General features: G+C 37.6%; 21 protein-coding genes. All 21 read right to left on the reverse strand.

Annotation, left to right across the window (positions count from 1 at the left end; translation table 11 throughout):
- Nucleotides 1–54: 54 nt before the first annotated feature.
- Nucleotides 55–822: a c-type cytochrome gene (locus AC6CHV_RS11290; protein WP_440272510.1), complete on the reverse strand. Its 768-nt coding sequence runs from the start codon at nt 820–822 to the stop codon at nt 55–57.
- Nucleotides 823–979: 157 nt separating this feature from the next.
- The gene (gene qcrB / locus AC6CHV_RS11295) at nt 980–1,654 is read right to left on the reverse strand and encodes a menaquinol-cytochrome c reductase cytochrome b subunit (protein WP_099351676.1); all 675 of its coding nucleotides are present in this window, start codon (nt 1,652–1,654) and stop codon (nt 980–982) included.
- A 3-nt stretch (nt 1,655–1,657) separates the two neighbouring features.
- Nucleotides 1,658–2,173 (reverse strand): Rieske 2Fe-2S domain-containing protein, encoded by a 516-nt coding sequence (locus AC6CHV_RS11300; protein WP_121448970.1) that lies wholly within the window; start codon nt 2,171–2,173, stop codon nt 1,658–1,660.
- A gap of 190 nt (nt 2,174–2,363) precedes the next feature.
- The gene (locus AC6CHV_RS11305; RefSeq protein ID WP_440272511.1) at nt 2,364–2,822 is read right to left on the reverse strand and encodes a YpiF family protein; all 459 of its coding nucleotides are present in this window, start codon (nt 2,820–2,822) and stop codon (nt 2,364–2,366) included.
- A gap of 122 nt (nt 2,823–2,944) precedes the next feature.
- Nucleotides 2,945–3,481, reverse strand: a complete 537-nt coding sequence (locus tag AC6CHV_RS11310; protein ID WP_121448972.1) for a ReoY family proteolytic degradation factor — start codon at nt 3,479–3,481, stop codon at nt 2,945–2,947.
- Nucleotides 3,482–3,587: 106 nt separating this feature from the next.
- Nucleotides 3,588–4,841 carry a tetratricopeptide repeat protein gene (locus AC6CHV_RS11315; protein WP_440272512.1) on the reverse strand — a complete coding sequence of 418 codons (1,254 nt, stop codon included), beginning with the start codon at nt 4,839–4,841 and terminating at the stop codon, nt 3,588–3,590.
- Nucleotides 4,842–4,862: 21 nt separating this feature from the next.
- Nucleotides 4,863–5,801, reverse strand: coding sequence for a hypothetical protein (locus AC6CHV_RS11320; protein WP_440272513.1), 939 nt, complete (start codon nt 5,799–5,801; stop codon nt 4,863–4,865).
- A gap of 127 nt (nt 5,802–5,928) precedes the next feature.
- Nucleotides 5,929–7,227 (reverse strand): 3-phosphoshikimate 1-carboxyvinyltransferase, encoded by a 1,299-nt coding sequence (gene aroA / locus AC6CHV_RS11325; protein ID WP_440272514.1) that lies wholly within the window; start codon nt 7,225–7,227, stop codon nt 5,929–5,931.
- Between the two features lie 42 nt (nt 7,228–7,269).
- Entirely contained in the window at nt 7,270–8,382 is a 1,113-nt protein-coding gene (locus tag AC6CHV_RS11330; RefSeq protein ID WP_341331050.1) for a prephenate dehydrogenase, read from the reverse strand.
- Between the two features lie 56 nt (nt 8,383–8,438).
- Nucleotides 8,439–9,536: a histidinol-phosphate transaminase gene (gene hisC, locus AC6CHV_RS11335; RefSeq protein ID WP_440272515.1), complete on the reverse strand. Its 1,098-nt coding sequence runs from the start codon at nt 9,534–9,536 to the stop codon at nt 8,439–8,441.
- 178 nt (nt 9,537–9,714) lie between these two features.
- A complete protein-coding gene (trpA, locus tag AC6CHV_RS11340; protein WP_440272516.1) occupies nt 9,715–10,542 on the reverse strand; it encodes a tryptophan synthase subunit alpha in 828 nt (275 codons plus the stop codon).
- Entirely contained in the window at nt 10,505–11,737 is a 1,233-nt protein-coding gene (gene trpB, locus AC6CHV_RS11345) for a tryptophan synthase subunit beta (protein WP_440272517.1), read from the reverse strand. Before trpB ends, trpA begins: the two co-directional genes overlap by 38 nt.
- Entirely contained in the window at nt 11,718–12,374 is a 657-nt protein-coding gene (locus tag AC6CHV_RS11350; protein WP_341331046.1) for a phosphoribosylanthranilate isomerase, read from the reverse strand. The genes trpB and AC6CHV_RS11350 overlap by 20 nt, the downstream gene beginning before the upstream one ends.
- On the reverse strand, nt 12,355–13,134 hold the full coding sequence (trpC, locus tag AC6CHV_RS11355) for an indole-3-glycerol phosphate synthase TrpC (RefSeq protein ID WP_440272518.1): 780 nt from the start codon (nt 13,132–13,134) through the stop codon (nt 12,355–12,357). The genes AC6CHV_RS11350 and trpC overlap by 20 nt, the downstream gene beginning before the upstream one ends.
- Entirely contained in the window at nt 13,115–14,149 is a 1,035-nt protein-coding gene (trpD, locus tag AC6CHV_RS11360; RefSeq protein ID WP_341331044.1) for an anthranilate phosphoribosyltransferase, read from the reverse strand. Before trpD ends, trpC begins: the two co-directional genes overlap by 20 nt.
- Nucleotides 14,142–15,659 carry an anthranilate synthase component I gene (gene trpE / locus AC6CHV_RS11365; RefSeq protein WP_440272519.1) on the reverse strand — a complete coding sequence of 506 codons (1,518 nt, stop codon included), beginning with the start codon at nt 15,657–15,659 and terminating at the stop codon, nt 14,142–14,144. The genes trpD and trpE overlap by 8 nt, the downstream gene beginning before the upstream one ends.
- Nucleotides 15,660–15,945: 286 nt before the next feature.
- Complete coding sequence (gene aroH, locus AC6CHV_RS11370; protein WP_440272520.1) at nt 15,946–16,320, reverse strand: chorismate mutase; 375 nt, start codon at nt 16,318–16,320, stop codon at nt 15,946–15,948.
- Nucleotides 16,321–16,354: 34 nt separating this feature from the next.
- Nucleotides 16,355–17,434 (reverse strand): 3-dehydroquinate synthase, encoded by a 1,080-nt coding sequence (gene aroB, locus AC6CHV_RS11375; RefSeq protein WP_440272521.1) that lies wholly within the window; start codon nt 17,432–17,434, stop codon nt 16,355–16,357.
- A complete protein-coding gene (aroC, locus tag AC6CHV_RS11380; protein ID WP_341331041.1) occupies nt 17,434–18,606 on the reverse strand; it encodes a chorismate synthase in 1,173 nt (390 codons plus the stop codon). Before aroC ends, aroB begins: the two co-directional genes overlap by 1 nt.
- Before the next feature lie 234 nt (nt 18,607–18,840).
- Nucleotides 18,841–19,614: a CheR family methyltransferase gene (locus AC6CHV_RS11385; RefSeq protein WP_341331040.1), complete on the reverse strand. Its 774-nt coding sequence runs from the start codon at nt 19,612–19,614 to the stop codon at nt 18,841–18,843.
- Nucleotides 19,615–19,706: 92 nt separating this feature from the next.
- Nucleotides 19,707–20,153, reverse strand: coding sequence for a nucleoside-diphosphate kinase (ndk, locus tag AC6CHV_RS11390; RefSeq protein WP_099351695.1), 447 nt, complete (start codon nt 20,151–20,153; stop codon nt 19,707–19,709).
- Between the last annotated feature and the right edge of the window lie 110 nt (nt 20,154–20,263).

Consider the following 20,263-nt stretch of genomic DNA (forward strand, 5'->3'; position numbering starts at 1 on the left):
AAAAAGGTTATTTTAGCATAAAAAAAAGCTGACTGTAAAAGTCAGCTTTTTTTATTATTTAGAAGTTACACCTGAAATAAATTCAGCTAGCTTCTGTAATTCTTCATCAGTTCCTTCAAAGATACCTGCAGGCATTGCACCTTGACCATTTTTCGCGATGTCTGCGATTTCTTCAGGAGATAATCCGTTATCAACTAACGCCTTACCTGCTGGTCCACCTTCAAGGTTACCACCGTGACATCCGATACAACCTTTGTCTTGGTATAGTAAGTACCCTTCAGATTCCTTATCTATCTCAGCCTCTGCTACAATTTTAGCAGATTCTGCTCTTGCCTCCCAGTCTACTTGAGAAGCTGATTCCCATGTTAAGTAAGCAGTTGCAGCAAATGCTAAAAGCATCATACCTGTAGCAATTGGGCGTTTAGATGGTCTACGTTCTGGACCACGATCTAAGAATGGAGCTAGTAAAAGTGCTCCAAACGCAAGTCCCGGAATAACGAGTGTACCAATAATGTTATAATCACCTGATGCATACGTGTACTTAATCAATTGATACATGAATAAGAAATACCAGTCTGGTAATGGAATATACCCTGCCGCAGTCGGGTCAGCGACTTTTTCCAATGGTGACGGGTGTGCTGCTGTTAAGCAAAGAAAAGCTACTAAGAAAACAGAACCAACTAACCATTCTTTTAATAGGAAGTTTGGCCAGAACGCTTCTGTTTTTCCTGGATACTCAGAGTAATCCTTAGGAATATGCTTTTTATTACTAACAGGAACACGTGAGTCCCCAACAAATTTCATTCCTTTTCCGCGATGCATAATCAGTCCCCCTCCTTTTTAGAGAATTTACATTACATTCAAAAGAGTTTGTCTTGTTTTCATAATACAATCGAGCAAGCTCGAAAAATTATTAGTTCATATCAATCCATTTTCATACTACACACTTTACACTTCAAGTATGAAGTTAAATTCAATCCTACAATGGACCAGAAATACCTTGACGACGAATCATGATAAAGTGAGCAGCTAATAAACCGAATAATGCTGCTGGTAAGAAGAATACATGAATAGCAAAGAAACGTGTCAAAGTCTGTGCCCCAACAATTTCAGGGTGTCCCGCAATTAGAGTCTTTAAGTAAGGCCCTATGAGTGGAACTGATTCAACAATTTGGATTGTAACTTTTGTTGCAAATAACGCTTTCATATCCCAAGGTAATAGGTAACCTGTTAAACCAAGTGCTAACATGACAAAGAAAATTAATACTCCCACGATCCAGTTAAGCTCACGAGGTTTTTTATAAGCACCTTGGAAAAATACACGAAGGGTATGTAGGAACATCATGACGATAACCAAACTAGCTCCCCAGTGATGCATTCCGCGAACGATCTGTCCAAATGCTACTTCGTTTTGTAAGTAATAAACAGAATTCCATGCATTAATGATATCTGGTACATAGTACATCGTTAAAAACATACCAGATAATACTTGGATGACGACGATAAAGAATGTTAGTCCTCCAAAGCAATAAACAAACGCACTAAAGTGATGCGCTGGGTTTACGTGCTCAGGAACTTCATGGTCTGCAATATCTGCCCATAGAGGAGTAATATCAAGTCGTTCGTCAACCCAATCAAAAATCTTATTTAACATTGATTACTTGCCTCCTCCAGGATTTGGTTTTGCTTTTCCTAAATATAGATAACCATCTTTTACTTCACTGTCAAATACATCTAATGGGCCCATTGGTGGTGTACCTGGCACGTTGATACCATCCTTTTCATATAAACCATAATGACAAGGACAGAAGAAACGGTCTGGGTTAGCTGGATCTTCACCCCAAGAAACCGCACACCCCAAGTGCTTACATACCGGTGACAATGCAATAATGTCGCCGTTATCTTTCTTATAAACCCATGCTGAATTTGGAACCTCTGATTCATACCATCCATCAACTTGATTAATTTTAAAATCAAATTTTTGAGGTTCAGTTGTAATCTTATCAACACTTACCACTTGTACCATGTCGTGTTCAGCTTCCGGCTGAAGTAATGGGTCAATTGCAAAGCGAACCATTGGCATTAACATCCCAGCTGCCATGAATCCACCTACACCTGTTAGAGTATAGTTTAGAAATTGACGTCTTGAAACCCGTTGTTTATTCTCGCTCATTTTTTTCCCCCCTCTATGCTAAGCTAAGTCCACTCCGGACATAATTGTACACATTTAAAACTAGGACATTCTCATGATATATCAATATTTGGTACAGGTCAATAATAGGATTTACCGAAACAATGGCAACTATGTGACTTTCTTAGGAAAAGTAAGGAATTTTTCAATATTATTGCTAAATAATGTTGAATTATTTTTGCCAGATGTTTGTAAATAATGTGACCAGTTGTTTCATTTGATCTTGAAGCATTGTTTGCTTATATTTTTCTTCAACATATTCAAGTGGTAAAGTAGGAAGCCAAATTAGGGATCCATTTAAATCGGATTCTACCTGTTTCCAGCTGCTATCAGACGTGATAAATATCGTATGCTTCATACCACTACTATTTAGATCGCTTGTCCATTGATTTAATCGAGCCTTTGCCATTTCAAGTTCTTCACCATTTGAATACGTGAACGCAGGAAATAAGATAATTCTTCCTTTAAATTGACGTTCCACTTCATTTGAAAGAATGGTAATAAACTCCCCCATTGAAACAGTGTTCTTTAAGTTTCCTTCAAGCGAGACAGGAATGAGTGGAATGACAGCTGTATCAACATATTCCTTTGCTTGAATATAGACATCCATATCCTTGGTTACCCATTTCATTATGTATGCTTCCTTTCTCAATTACGTTATGAAGTAATGGTAAACTCCTAAACTACCATACCATATTCTGGACAAATAAAAAAGACTGACACACTTTGTCAGCCCAAATGTTACACAACCCTCTATAATTGTTTTAGTTGTTCAGTTAGCCTTTTAAACTCTGTCTTATCCTGTTTGTCAAGTGCCTCATCAATCCTCTTTAACAGATGTTCTTTTTGAAACATATGAATGGATTCCTCAAGAAATTTTTTCGCCAGTTCTTTATCCTGTTCGTTCACTTGAAGATGTTTCGGCATATATGGATTCTCTTCAAGTACAGCCACATAATTCGGAGAATGGAAGGAGGATCTGAAATTTAATTGAATATAAATTTCTTCTTCCCTATTTAGTCGAATATCATGAAATGACTTTTCAGCATCCGTGGTCATGACATTTTCCTTATAAAAACGGAAGGGTACATCATCAACACAATGAGTCGACATAATGATTCCTCGAGGGCAGTATTGGGCTTGCTCGACAAAGTGGACATTTTTCATGAGTTGGTCATGGCTCATTAAATAATTTAAAATCCAAACACACTCTCTTCTCTTTAGCTGATAATTATTCAGAAACCAGCGAATGAAGTCTTTTTTCTCGTTGACAGATACAGGGGTAGTCATCGCATGCTTCCCTCCTCTGCTAGTATGGAGTAATTTTAATGTTATACTTCAACATTGACATCAAAATATCCTTCAAAAGGATGGTAAAAACAATAGAACTTTAAGCTTATTCCAGTTCGGATATTAATTCTTCAACCTCGTACTTCATTGGGTCAAGCTTAAGAAGTTCCTTAAATACTTCGATTGCCTCTTCCCGTTTTCCGTCCTCCAATAAAAAATATCCAAACTCTTCTAAAAACTCTGGAGTTTCTTTAAAAGAAGTATATGCATGACGGTAATGGTTTAATGCATCCGAATATTGTTCTAGTTTATTTTTTGCAAACCCGAGGTCCCACTCAAATTGTTCATCATATTCGCCATAACTCATGACATTATCGAGGCATTCCACAACATCCTCGAATCTTTCTTCGCGCAAGAGGAACTTTGAAAGTTGTAAAGTTGCTTCCACATATCCTGGATCAATTCCAACTGCAGCACGTAGGTACTTCTCTGTATTTTCTTTATCGCCAAGCAGCATAGATATTTTTCCTGCATAAAATGTAAGTTCTTTATTTAATGACTCCACTTCAAGGCCCTCTATGAGAATCTGAAAGCTTTCCGTGAAGCTCCCTTCTTCTTCATATGCTTTAGCAAGGTATAAATAAAGTGAACCATAGTCCGGGTCTAGCTCTTTTAGTCTAGAAAGAATCTGGATAGCCTTTTTATAGTATTTTGCCTGAAAAGCAGTAACGCCGAAACCAAATAAAGTATTACTGTCTTCTTGCTTTTTTATTGCTTCTTCATAATACGGAAGAGCTTCTTCAAACTTGCCTGTTGTACTATAGCTTTCCGCGATTCTTGCGTTAACATTTACACCAGCAATTTCGTCATTATTCTGTAAAACCTTCACATAATAAGGAATACTTTTGTTGTATTCGCCGTGAGTTAAATACAATTCAGCTAATGCAAAATCAATGATAGGCTCATCGTCTGATTTTTCCTTAGCTAACAATAGCTTTTGCTCACTCACTTCGTGTAAACCCTGCATTTGAAACAAGTCAGCCTGCAAAACAAGGGATTCCAAGTATACTGGATCATCTTCTGAAATTTGCTCGAGAATTTCAATTGATTCCTCTTCCATATCTAAATCAATCATGATTTCCGCTAAAAATACAAAGAGCTCACCTTCATCAGGATATCTTGCGATTAGTTCCTCAACGATTTCTTTGGCTTCTTCAACAAAACCCCATTTATAGTAACTTTGTGCAATAGTGTATTTATCATCATCATTTGAGTACTCTCTTAGCTTCTTTAAAGCTTTGAGGCCTTCTTCAACATTACCATCTTCAACTAACTGAATTGCATTCTCTAATTTATTCATGAAATCATTAACTCCTCTTACCTATCTCTCTTTCACCAATACATCTGTATCATACGAAGATGCAAAGAAGCCAGGTTTTTTTACTATACATTCATTACCATAGCCGGAACGAAAGTATACATTTGCATCTACTTTTGTAAAATTACCTTTATGCATGGTGAGTGTGGGTATAAGATTATGATAATCGAGAGTTGGCTTTTCATCAACTGAATAGCCTATTGAATCATGCTCATATAAATTATAATCAAGTTCTCCACCTACACGTATATCCCCTTTATCTGGGTAAATTCCAACTTTTTTTAACATATCAAAGGACAATGGTTCATTCTCAGTCGGACAATCCGGAATTGTTGGAATTCGATTTTCTTCAGTAATAACCCTCCAGATCTCTTCCTTTCGATTACTATTAAAAATCGTCTTCTCTTTCAAATTCCATTCAGGGATGATTGGAATTTGAAAGGAGTGGTACGATTCCCTAATCCATCCCCATGGTACCTTGTATAGATCGTCCGCTTTTTCAATAGTGACAATGATGACTGGAATTTTTTTTCGCCTGCAGGCTACAATGATAGATGGCGTTAAAGCTTCAAGGGGAATACGAATCCCTAAATAATAATCAATTGGACTATTCAACAGGAAATGCCTAGTATTCTTTAGAGAATTGGCCAGTTCGCGCTCGCTCTTTACGTCACTTATGACTAGTAATGTTGTACAACCTTTTCTTAAGTATTTTTCTGTCACTTCCATTTTAAAGGATTGAAATGAAAGCCCTTTCGAAAAGGAGTAGTTAATCATAACATGACCGGGTGTTAATAAGTATTGTGATAAATTTGTCTTCATGAAAGAGAGTCTTTTGAGGTTTTCATTCATATAATCAACGCGTTGATTTTTTATAAGAATTGAGCATGTTATAACCCTATTGTCTTTTAAAACATTCGCTTTTTCTAATATATATGGCATCAAACCTCCCCCTTCGCAAAACTTAGTCTTAAGACAAGCTATGCAAAAAGTGATGGATGTATGTTAATTTTAGTTCTTAATAAAACAGAAAACCCATGGAAATTTAGTTTTCCACGGGTTTTCATGCTTAACCTTCCTTTATTAATAAATCAAGATGTTCAAAAAAGCTTGGATACGAAACTTTAATGGAAGCATAATCTTCAAGAGTCACATCATCGCCCGCAATACATGCTGCAACAGCTAACATCATGCCAATTCTGTGGTCTCCATGACTATGAACTTGTCCACCCGTTAATTGTTTCTTCTCACCTGAAATAATCATTCCATCGTCTGTTGGTTCAATTGAAGCTCCAAGTTTGGAAAGTTCGCCGACAACTGTATCAATTCGGTTGGTTTCCTTTACCTTAAGCTCCTCGGCATCTTTAATAATTGTATTACCTTCAGCCTGTGTTGCCAAAAGCGCAATGACTGGTATCTCATCAATTAATCGTGGAATCAGGTCACCAGCTATTTCAATCCCTCTTAATTCAGATGTTTGAATTGTTAAATCAGCAATAGGTTCGTTATTTTCCACTCTCTCATTCTCGATTTCTAGACGCGCTCCCATTTTAATAAGCACATCTATTATTCCTGTCCTGGTTGGATTCATTCCAACATTTTTCAATGTAATTCGACTGTTAGGTACAATTGCCCCTGCAACCAGGAAAAATGCTGCAGACGAAATATCCCCAGGAACCTGAATAATTGTCCCTTTAAGCTTCTGTCCGCCTTTTACTTTAACAGTCAGACCTTCTTCTTCAACTTCGCAGCCATAGGCACGCAGCATACGTTCAGTATGGTCTCTTGATTTATGCGGCTCTGTAACAGATGTAGTCCCTTTTGCATTTAAACCCGCTAGAAGGATTGAGGATTTTACTTGTGCACTTGCAACAGGAGAAACATACTCAATTCCCTGTAATTCGCCACCTCGAATTGAGAGTGGAGTAAAATTCCCATCTTCTCTTCCATCAATTTTTGCTCCCATTTGCCTTAATGGTGCTGTTACCCGTTTCATTGGCCTTTTTGCAATTGACTCGTCCCCAATCACACATGTATGAATTGGTATACCGGAAAGAAGTCCGACCATTAGTCTTGTAGTTGTTCCAGAATTTCCTGTATCTAGTACTACATCTGGTTCACGTAACCCTTCAAAACCTACTCCTTCAATTTCTACATGGTCCTTATCCTGAGTAATTTTCACACCAAGTTTTTGAAAACAACTAATAGTACTTAAGCAGTCTTCCCCAAGTAAAAAATTATCCACAATTGTTTTCCCTTCTGCAATTGCCCCAAGCATAATAGAGCGATGGGAGATGGATTTATCACCGGGAATATTAATTGAACCATTAAGACCTTTAATATTTGTACGCAGTTTTATTGAATCCATATTACCACTCCTAATCAAATACCCCTCTGTATATTTTAAAAGCTATCCATTAAATGTTTCATAACTTGTCTTGCTTTCGATACATAACTTAGCTTTGGCACGATCCTCGTCACTTTGGAAGCTGATACGTAAAACACCGTAGATTTCTTCTCTTGTCTCAATAATTCTGATATTCGTGATACTAATTCTTTCTTGGGCAAGAAGACCTGTGATTTCCGAAACGACACCAGGATAATCCGGAATATCAACATATAAATCATAGAATGAAGGTATTGCACCTTTTGTACGAGTAGGAAGTCCATCGCGAAAGTTTTTGGCATCCATAAAATAATTATAAATATCATCGCCATTTCCACTTGCCACAAACTTTCGGATTTGTTCCATCTCATCAATCCAATTTTCAAACAAATCTAGTAATACATTTCGATTATGTAATAAAATATCACGCCACATGGACGGATTACTAGATGCGATTCTAGTAATATCTCGAAAACCCCCTGCTGCTAATGGTCGAACCAGTTCATTTTTCTGATCATATTTTAGAGCTTGATGTACAAGGCTGGCTGCAACAATATGTGGAAAATGACTGATTACACCCGCAACGCGGTCATGCTCCTCAGGACTCATAATAACAAAATTCGCTTTTGTTCCCTTTAATAATGCTTGAAGTTGCTCTACCCCAAGTTTACTAGAAGGCGATTCGTTGTGTGGTGTAAAAATATAAAAAGCATTCTCGAACAAATGTTCCTTCGCAGCAACCACACCACTTTTATGAGAACCAGCCATTGGATGGCCGCCGATAAAAGTTACACCAATTTCCCCAAATATGGAATCTGCTGTCTGAACAATTTCCTGTTTTGTACTCCCCACATCAGAAACGATCACTTCTTCTTTTAGCTCATATGAGCTGAGCTCATGAATAATGTCAATCGTCTGTTTTACTGGAACCGAAATAAAAATATAATCACATGTGTGTACAACATCCTCTAAATTAAATACAACTTCATCAATCACTTGTAACGTTTTTGCTAACAGTGATGATTCTGTATTGCTATCAAAACCATAAATTGTAGCATAAGGATGTTCCTTCTTTATTGCAAGAGCAATAGAACCCCCAATTAAACCAAGTCCAATTACTAATATATTTTTTCCCATCTCATCACCACCGATTATAGAAACACTAATGGGGGTTACATTGAACCCCCACAGTTTTACTTCTCTTGATTTGCTAGCATCTCTGAAAGTATCGCTATAAGTTCACTGTTTTGTTCCTCAGTGCCAACAGTAATTCGAAGGCTAGTTGGAAAGCCCAAAGCATTTCCTGAGCGAACAATGAAGCCTCGCTCCAATAAATAGCGAAACACATCATCACCAGGTTGCTTAAAATCAATCAAAATAAAATTACCAAACGATGGATAATAAGATAATTGATTTTCCTCACAGAAACTATAATACTGTTGCAAGCCTTGCTTATTTTTCTCAACATAGGAAGCGATGAAGTCTTGATCCTCTATTGCAGCGGCCGCTGCTATTTGAGCTACTCGGTTTGAATTGAACGGCTGACGGACAGGCTCAATTTTATTGATGAAATCACTATTTCCAATTGCATAGCCAACGCGTAGTCCACCAAGGCCATAAGCCTTTGAAAAAGTCCTTAAAACAAGTAGATTGGGATAATCATTTAGAAGCGCAACTGTATTTGGATAATCTATTTCATTTGCTGCAAATTCATAATAAGCTTCATCCATTACAATTAGGACATCCTTTGGAACTTCCTTCAAGAAATGATGAAGTTTTTCTGAGTTCACATACACTCCTGATGGGTTGTTTGGAGAGCAAACCCAGACAATTTCAGTATTCGCGTCGATTTGCTTGAGCATTCCATTAAGATCATGATGACCATCAATTAACTCAACCTCACGTACTTCTGCCCCTTCAATAATGGCATTATGCTTGTACTGCGAAAAGGACGGATTGGCCATAACTGTATTTTTGCCAGGTGCAAGCAATGCAGCTGAAATAATGTGAATGACATCGTCAGACCCATTTCCAAAAAGAAGTTGTGAACCATCAACACCTAAGTGCTTTGCAAGCTTTTCCCTTAGCTCCGTTGCATAGCCATCAGGGTAAATCGCAAATGAGTCCAAACTGTTTTTAACTGCTTCTTTTACTTTTGCTGAGCATCCATAAGGATTTTCATTTGAAGCTAATTTCACAATCTTTTCTAAACCGTATTCTCTTTTTACCTCTTCAATTGGTTTTCCTGGTTGATATGGTTTTAAATCTAATAACTGTTCCTTGATATTCATCTGAAGCTACACCTCTTATCATATTCAAATGCGCTCTTGGCGTATTTTGCGCCAGATTTTTAGGCCCACAGGAAGTGGGTCATGAAGACGTTGCCACAGGATGTGGCGTTCTTAGTCTTTGATCTAGGATCGAAAAATTTCCTTTGAAAAATCGTGGCATCCGCCGGAGGCTTTAACTTTATTCAGTCTTCTGCTGAATAAAGTTAATGGGATGCAATACATCATCTACAAAAATTTTAAAATGGGATAAGGCGGTAGCTCTTGTTTCTTCATTCACTAATTCTGGTAGATACTCTTCAATCTTTTGGATAAGGGCACTTCCCATGATCACCCCATCACAATGATCTTTAAGTGCTTCTACTTGAGAAGAATTAGAAATACCAAACCCAACTGCTACAGGAATATTGCTATAGCGTTTTACCTCTTGTAAAAATGAGTATACCTCATTATTAAGCGAATTTCGAACACCTGTTACACCAAGGGATGAAACACAATATAAAAATCCTTGTGCATTTGTAGCGATCTTTTCAATTCGACTTGAAGAAGTTGGCGCAACTAAAGAGATAAATTTTAACCCTTCACTTTCACATTTTCTTCTGAGGTCTTCACTTTCTTCAAAAGGAAGGTCGGGAACAAGTAGTCCGTCAATACCATTTTGTTGCGCTAAAGCAAAAAAGCTTTCTTCTCCTAATTGTAGCACAGGATTGTAATAGGTAAAGATAATTACTGGAATTTTTAGACCTTTTTTTCTCATAACCGAAACAAGTTTCATTGAGTTTTCTAATGTAACACCATTTTTAAGTGCACGCCCAGATGCTCTTTGAATAACAGGACCATCTGCTAATGGATCTGAATATGGTATCCCTAATTCTATGATTGAAGCACCAGACTCCTGTAATGTAAGTGCAATTTCAACTGTCACATCGGGATGAGGATCCCCTGCCACGATAAATGGGATAAATAATTTTTCAGCCTTGGGTAACCGGTTCGTAAAGGTTGTGTTCATTTTTAGCTCCCCTTTCTTCTAAATATGTCATTAGTGAGTGAACATCTTTGTCTCCTCGTCCGGATAAACAAACTAAGATCGATTCTTCTGGTGACATTTCTTTTGCCAACTGGATTGCTTTGGCCATTGCATGTGCGGATTCAATAGCTGGGATAATTCCTTCAACACGAGTAAGTAATTGCAATGCATCGAGAGCTTCTTGATCGGTTACACTTTCATATTTCACTCTTCCACTGCTTGCAAGATATGCATGTTCAGGGCCAACACCAGGGTAATCCAACCCAGCAGATATAGAATATGGTTCTGTAATTTGACCGTTCTCGTCTTGAAGAAGGTACGTTAGCGACCCGTGAATGATACCTTTTGTTCCTTTCGTAATTGTGGCTGCATGTAACATTGTATCGACACCTTTTCCAGCTGCTTCAGCACCGACCAAACGCACATCATCATTTAGAAACGGATAGAACATCCCGATCGCATTACTTCCGCCACCTACACAGGCAACGACTGTTGAAGGCAATTGATTTTCGCGTTTTAAAAACTGTTCTCTTGCTTCGTCACCGATAATTCGTTGGAAATCACGGACCATTTTTGGATAAGGATGTGGACCTACTACTGAGCCAATCATATAGTAGTGATCATCACAATTTTGTACCCAATAACGGATTGCTTCATTCGTTGCATCCTTTAATGTTTGATTCCCACTTGTGGCTGGAATGACCTCAGCACCTAAAAGTCTCATTCGAAACACATTTAGCTTTTGCCTTTCAATATCCTCTACACCCATAAAAACCTTACATTCTAATCCAAATTTAGCGGCTACTGTAGCAGCTGCTACACCATGTTGGCCAGCTCCTGTTTCAGCTATTATTTTTTTCTTCCCCATTCTTTTTGCTAATAGCGCTTGACCAATCGCATTGTTGATTTTGTGTGCGCCAGTATGATTTAAATCCTCACGCTTTAAATAGATTTTCGCCCCACCTAGTTCTTTCGTTAACTGATCAGCATATGTAAGTGCTGTAGGTCGACCTGAATATTCTTTTAAAATACGAATATATTCGTTACGAAATTCTTCATCTTGAAATGCCTCGTCTAATGCCCTTTCGATTTCTTCTAATGGCATCATTAATGTTTCAGGTACAAATTTTCCACCAAAGTCTCCGAATCTACCATTTTCATTTGGTACGTTCTTCAAATTTATCCACCCATTTCTCAATAGTTTGTATGATAGTTTGATCTTTCTTACCTGCATATTCAATCCCGCTCGAGATATCAAACCCGTCGATCTTATAGGTTAGTAGGCTTTCAATATTTTCAGGGCCTATTCCACCTGCGATGAAACAAGGAACCCTTTGTCGACTTGCTTCTTGTTGATAGATAGGAATTGACTGCCAATCAAATGAGATACCAGAGCCACCCCAAACATTTGCAATCTTTGTATCAACAACATAACCATCGGCTACATCAGCAAACTCCTCCATCGTTCTAAGAGCTTGTTCATCATGATGGATTACCTTCCATACATTAATCCCTGTCTTCTTTTTTAGTTGTTTAATAAAATCAACTGACTCTGAACCATGACATTGGATAACGGATAAAGGTACATTTTCCAATACAGTCTCTATCTCTTCCAAGTCTGCATTAACAAAGATCCCAACGGTTTGTTTATCCTGCAGATCAATTTCTTGTAACCATTGTTCCACTTCAATAGGATTTACTTTTCGCTTACTGGATGCGAAAATAAAGCCGATAAAATCGGCATTGCTTTTAGCAACCACTTGTAAGTCCTCAAATGATTTATTTCCACAATATTTAATAAGCGGACGTTGCATGAGGGACCTCTCCAAACATTTGCTTAATCCCAATTCCTGGGGACTCTGCTCGCATAAATGCTTCTCCGATAAGTGCTGCCTTTGCTCCATATTTCATAATGGACTTAATATCCTGTGGAGTGTGGATTCCACTTTCACTGACAATAAGACTATCTACTGGAGCATCTTTTGCGATTTCCTCTGTGTGTGTAATCGAAGTTTCAAATACTTTCAAATTCCGATTATTAATACCAAGGATTTTAGGTGTAAAAATGCTACAAACCTGCTCTAGCGTTTCCCTAGAATGGACTTCAACAAGACACTCTAAGCCTTTTTCATATGCCTCACAATAGTATTCATGTAATTGATTGGGCTCCAGTGCTTCGCCAATTAATAAAATAGCATCTGCACCGATTTTTTCACTTTGTTTTATCTGCTTTGCATCAACGATAAAATCCTTTCGAAGAACAGGAATATTTACATTTTTCTTAATATCCATTAAATATTCAATTGAACCCTGAAAAAATGGTTCATCTGTTAATACTGAAATAGCATCCGCTTTTGCTGCTTCATATTCTGTTCCAATCTTGACTGGATGAAAATCTTCTCGGATCACGCCCTTTGAAGGTGATGCTTTTTTCACCTCAGCAATGATACCAAGGGATCGATTAGGATTAGAGAGTGCTTCATATAGAGAAATTCGTTTAACAGCACTGTCAATCTCAGGATATTTAATGTTTTTAACTTCTATTTTTTTCTGTTCAAGAATTTTGTTTAGCAAAATACTCCACCTCACGATTTCTTAGCTGTTCAAATTGGTTCCTTGCTATTCCCATTACAAGAGCCTCTCTTGCCATTTCAACACCTTCACGAATACTGTTCGCTTTTCCTGAGATGTAAATAGCTGCACCAGCATTTAATAAAACAATATTCGTTGCACTTTGATTGGCTCTTCCATACAAAACATCCCGCAGAAGGTTTGCGCTCTCAACCACGGAAGATACTTGAATGTCCTTCATATTTCCACGGGGAAGGTCGACATCTTCAGGTGAGAGAACAAATCTTGTAATCTCTCCGTCTTTAAGTTCCACAATATCTGTTTCAGTTGTAATACTGCATTCATCAAGTCCATCACGTCCTGAAACAAATAAAATATGCTCAGAACCGAGTTTCTGAAGGGCATATGCCATTTTTTCAGCGTACTCTGTTGAGTACACACCTAGCACTTGCCTTTTACATCTGGCTGGGTTTGCCATCGGCCCTAATAGGTTAAAAATTGTTCGAAATCCAATTTCCTGTCTTGGAGTGACGGCATGCTTCATCGCAGCATGATAGATAGGTGCAAATAAAAAGCTCATATTTCGTTTATTTAATGCATCTTTCGCTTCTTCTTTGGTTGATTGAATCTCAACACCTAAATATTCTAAAACATCCGCACTACCACTTTTTGATGACACTGCTCGATTTCCGTGCTTTGCAACTTTTATTCCTATGGAAGATACAATAATTGCAGCTGCAGTTGAAATATTAAATGTAGAAGCACCATCCCCACCTGTCCCACAAGTGTCTATTACTTGATCACTTTCATAATCGAGCTGCATCATATGCTCCCTCATCGCTCTTGCAAAGCCAGTAATTTCATCGACTGTTTCGCCACGAAAACGAAGGATTGAAAGTAAACTCGCAATTTGGCTTGCAGTTGCATCACCAGACATAATCACGTCCATCACTCGATAGCTTTCTTCTTCTGTTAATACCTCGCCAGTAATACATTTATTTAAAAGTTGTTTAAACATGAATATCCTCCTTATCGAATGCTTCTTCTGCTAATTGGATTGTTTGAATTAAGGCACTTGCTTTATTTACAGTTTCCATCCATTCGTGTTCTGGAACTGAATCGGCAACGATTCCTGCTCCCGCCTGAACGTAAGCAATACCATCTTTTATAATCGCCGTCCGAATTGTAATACAGGAATCTATATTTCCATCAAAGCCTATATAAGCAATTGTGCCAGCATATAAGTTTCGAGCCATAGGTTCCAGCTCTGAGATAATTTGCATTGCTCGAATTTTAGGTGCTCCAGATACAGTACCTGCTGGGAAAGCTGCTTGTAACGCATCTAATGGATCAATTTTCTCATCTAATTCACCTGTGACCTTTGAGATAATGTGCATCACATGTGAAAATCGACCAATTTCCATTAATACAGGAGTTTTAACAGAACCAAATGTAGATACCCTGCCAATATCATTACGTGCTAAATCGACTAGCATATAATGCTCTGCCATCTCTTTTTCATCCTGAAGCAATTCCGATGCAAGTGCTTCATCTTCTTCTTTCGTCTTCCCTCTACGTCTTGTACCTGCAATTGGATGAATCTCAAGATGTTTATTATGAACTTTGATTAAACGCTCTGGTGAGCTTCCTACGATTTCAATATCATTAATCTTGATATAAAACAAATATGGTGAGGGGTTTACCATTCGTAAGATTCGGTATAGCTGAAATCCACTTACTGAGACCGGAATTTCAAAGCGTTGTGATAAAACCGCCTGAAAAATATCTCCATCCGTGATATAGTCCTTTATTTTAACAACAGCATCTAGAAAATCCTGTTTTTCGAAGTTCGTTTTTATATCTCTTACATTCGGTATTTCATGTAATTTTGGTAGTAATAACATTTCACTTTGTTCTTTGTTTTGAACAATACGGGACAAATACATGTTGATTTTTGAGCGAGCATGTTCGAAAACAGCTTTTTGAATCCGCTCATCTTCACCACCATTTAATCGAACAAAATGAACGACAATTAACTCGCGTGAATGATGGTCTAACGCTAAAATCGTTTCACAAAAGAAAAATTGATAGCGTTCCATGTTTAAATCATTGTTTGAGTGCTCATCTACCTTTTCAAAAGTAGAAATTGCATCATACCCAATATACCCAACTGCCCCTCCATAAAAGGGGATTTCGATATCCAGCGGCTTTAAGGCAAGGTAATCCTTAATCCAGTTGAATGCATCCTTCATCGTTGGTTTCTTCACTAAGCTTTGCTGGTTTTCATTTTTCACGTAATAGTGACCTTTATTTTCATCCATAAACAGGAATGGCTTTAAGCCAATAAATGAATACCTAGACCACTCGGATTCGTGATCCTTACTTTCAAGCAGAAAAGATGCTTCATTTTCTAGGTTTTGAAAAATTTGAATGGGTGTCAACGTATCCACTAAGAAACGTTTGACAATCGGAATTGTCCGATATTGTTTTGCATCGGACGCAAACGAGGAAAAATCATACGTATTCATTCAGCTCACTCCTCCATAAAATATGGAGAATGAGGATTTAGGAGGTATTTGAAGATTGGAATCGCTTTTTTATAAAAAAAACGATAAAAATAAACAACCCAAAGACACATTGGTATCTTTGGGTAGAAGTAACATAACTAAACTCTGCTAACCTCGGCTAAACTCTCTCATTCTCATCTACCCTAAACTCAACTCTAAACTTCTCAGAAAACTTACTAAACTCTAACTTTATCAAATATTGTAACTAAACTTATCATATACATCTTCAATTTGTCAATGTATAGTTTTATTTACCTTGTACGGTTGAAAGGTCTGGTCTTAAGACAATCGCTCCATTTTGGTATACATGATTGATTTCTTCTTGTTTTGCAGTTGTATTCACAGTCATTAATATGCGTATACACAATGGCAATGAACCCGGTACAGGGATTTCTCTCATACTCATTACTGGAACAAATGTCCATCCATCAATTTGTCTTGCCGCTGCAGCAGGAAAAGCTGCATCAATATCATCGGTGACTGAAAATACAATTTGTGCCACATCTGCAGCTTCAATGTGGTTTTCAATGATCATGTCACGCAGTAGCTGTTCAGTAGCTGTTAATATTTCTTGTCTATTATTTTCTTTTATAGTGGTGGCGCCACGTATTCCCCTTATCATTTACACTCCTCCTTTTTGCATAAGACATCTTATCTTAAATAAAATCCTTTAAGAAACGGAGTAGATGCTCATCTTCTATATCTTGAATAACAGTTTCCCCAATATTTTTTAACAAGACCATTTTTACTTTTCCTGAGGTAGCTTTTTTATCATGCTTCATTCGTTCAAGTAATTTATCAACTTCTAAATGTTCAGGAATGCTGGTTGGGAACCCAAATAAGCTAAACCATTCCTTTATTTTTTCAGATGATAGATTACTATTAAAGATTTTTTCGCTTACCTTTAATGCAAAAATCATCCCAATTGCAACGCCATCTCCATGGGTAATCTTTCCATAACCAGATTCAGCTTCAATAGCATGACCTAAGGTATGCCCAAAGTTTAAGATGGCACGCAGTCCTTTTTCTTGTTCGTCCTCCGAAACAACTTTTGCCTTTACGGCTACACCTTTTAATACAGCGTATTGAAGCTTTTCACCCTTTAAATCGTCTAAAGATGTAATGTTTTCAGTTAACCACTCATAAAACTCCGGATCCCAAATTAATCCATGCTTAATGACCTCTGCAAAGCCTGAACGAAGCTCGATTTTTGGCAATGTTTTCATTAAATCAATATCATATAATACCGCATTCGGTTGATGAAAAGCACCAATCATATTTTTTCCTAGTTCATGATTAATGGCAACCTTCCCTCCAACTGCACTGTCATGTGCAAGCAATGTAGTTGGAATTTGGATAAATGGGATGCCACGCATGAATGTTGCCGCGACAAAACCTGCTAAATCGCCAACGACACCTCCTCCTAATGCAAGAATTACCGATGAACGGTCTAACCCATTTTCCAACGCAAAAGTCTGACATTGATAATACATTTCAAATGATTTTGCACTTTCGCCAGCGGGAATAACAAACGATAACGGCTCGTCGAATTGGGCATGAAGGATATCTTTTACTTCCTCTAAATATAGTGAAGCAACCGATTCATCACTTATAACAAGTACCTTTGATACCGATTTACAGGTATCCTTTATAACTTGTGGCAAAAGATTGATAATATCAGTTCCAATGTACATTGGATAGGATTTCGATTTTGTTGCTATGGTTAACTGGTCCATTAGAATTCCCTCGAATACTCACGCATTTTCGCTACATTTTCTTGAATTAAATCGATTCTATCTTGTCCGAATTGTTCAACAATTGCGTTTGCAACTTCCCACGCCACAACTGCCTCAGCGACTACGGATGCGGCAGGTACTGCACAGCTATCAGACCGTTCAATACTTGCTTCAAATACTTCTTTTGTTTCAATATCAACGCTTTTTAATGGCTTATAAAGAGTTGGAATTGGCTTCATTACACCTCGTACTACAATAGGCATACCGTTTGTCATACCGCCTTCAAAGCCGCCCAAATTATTGGTTCTTCGCTTATATCCAGCTTCTTTATCCCAAATGATCTCATCATGAACCTGACTTCCAGGAATTCTAGCTGCCTCAAATCCAATACCAAACTCAACACCTTTAAAGGCATTGATACTTACCATTGCTGCCGCAATTTTCGAATCCAGTTTACGGTCATAATGAACATAGCTTCCTACGCCTGCAGGTACACCTTCAACGATGACTTCAACAATCCCACCGATGGAGTCACCATTTTTCTTTGCTTCATCAATGGCATTCATCATTTGAACGCCCGCTTCCTCATCCATACATCTAACTGAAGATTCTTCGGTCTTTGTTTTCAATTCTTCTAGGGTTGAATAGGTAATATTCTTCGCACGTACTCCCCCAATTTCTAATACATGGCCAGCAACCTGAATCCCTAGAGATGCCAAGAATTTTTTAGCTACTGCTCCAGCTGCAACTCGTACTGTCGTTTCACGAGCTGAAGATCTTTCAAGAACATTTCTCATATCGCGATGTCCGTATTTGATTGCTCCATTGAGGTCTGCATGTCCAGGGCGTGGACGTGTAATTTTACGCTTAATATCTTCTGCCTCATCATCAGTAATAGGTTCGATACCCATAATTTTCGTCCAGTGTTTCCAGTCATTGTTTTCAACGACTAATGCAATTGGAGAACCTAATGTTTTACCGTGCCTAATGCCACTTGCAATTTTCACTTGGTCCTTTTCAATTTGCATTCTTCTGCCTCGTCCGTGTCCTTTTTGACGTCTAGCAAGTTCAAAGTTTATATCTTCTGCAGTAAGTTCAAGACCAGCAGGTACACCTTCAAGTATGGTTGTAAGCTGTGGCCCATGTGATTCACCAGCTGTTAAGTATCTCATGTGTGTTTCCCCCTTATATGTAATCGTGAAAAAGAATTTCACTTTCGTAATTTAAAGCGATTATGTACCAATATATCATAATCTCTATAATTCCGGATAGATTTTTTCAAAAATTTCTATGATTTATATACATTATGATAAAGAAAAAGAATTCACCCAGAGGCAAATTCGATTACTATATCGTAGCAAACATTATTAGATTTGTCATTTTTCTGACGCTTTATTTTACATGCTTTATTTTTTTCGATAAAAAAATGTATCTTCGGTTTCTAAATGATATGAACCAGGATTAAAAATTTGTTCAGTACTTCCAACAAACAATATCCCGTCACTTTTCAATGCATTACTAAACTTCTTGTATACCATATCTTTAGCCTCTTCTGTAAAATAAATCAAGACATTACGACAGACGATTAGATCAAAATCAGCATCGAATGAGTCTGATAGCAAATTTTGCTTTCTAAAGGTCACCGACTTTTTAATCTCAGAATTAATATGATAGAAAGTATCCTTTTGCGTGAAAAAATGATTTTTCATATGATTTGGGAGCTCCTGAAGTGCACGCTCAGAGTACACACCAAGCTTTGCTCTTGCTAGTATATTTTCATCAATATCTGTAGCTAGAATCGATACTTTGTGTAAAGGTAAAAACTTCGAAAGTATCATTGCTAGGGTGTAAGGCTCCTCACCTGCAGAACACGCGGCACTCCATACTTTAAGATTTCGATTTTTTTCTATAAGTTTTGGGAGAATCTTTCTCTCTAGTATTTCCCATCTTTTTGCATTTCGATAAAATTCCGATACATTTATTGTCATACGATCCAAAAATTCGTGAAATAGTTCATTGTCCTTTTCAATACCCTTATAGTAATCAACAAAACTCGTAAATCCTCTTTTTTCATATAACGATGTAAGTCTTCTTAGCATTTGAGCTTCCTTATATAAACGCAAATCGATACCTGTTTTTCTTTTTATTTGGTGGGTAAAAGTGATGTAATCTGTGTTCATAGCGATCTCCTAAAAACTATACATAGTTTTGGTGTTGATAATGAAAGGTTCCTTAAGAAAAACCAGCCCTATTAGAGCTGGTTTTTGATGGATTAATAAATCCAGTTATTAATAAGCTTTTCGTATGCCGCTACTTCTTCTTCTTTGAAGAAAAGTGCGATTTCACGCTCAGCACTTGCCGGTGAATCAGAACCGTGAATTACATTCTTTCCAACAGTTAATCCAAAATCACCACGAATTGTTCCTGGAAGGGCATCCTTCGGATTTGTTGCACCCATCATTTGACGTGCAGTTGCAATTACATTCTCACCTTGCCAGACCATTGCAAATACAGGACCAGAAGTGATGAAATCTACAAGCTCTCCAAAGAATGGACGCTCTTTGTGCTCACCATAATGTTCTCCAGCAAGTTCTTCAGAAATTACCATTAGTTTTGCCCCTACTAATTGAAAGCCCTTTCTTTCGAAGCGTGATACAATCTCACCTATTAATTGACGTTGGACTCCATCAGGTTTAACCATTAAAAACGTTTTTTCCATAATTCTCTCCACCCCACCAAAATATGTATAATAGTCATTTTTTAGCGACCAATCAAAATAGTAACACTATTTCGATTGGTTTGCAACTGTATTCATTAAATACACTTTTG

This window comes from Ferdinandcohnia sp. GQ5 (genome assembly GCF_059759275.1).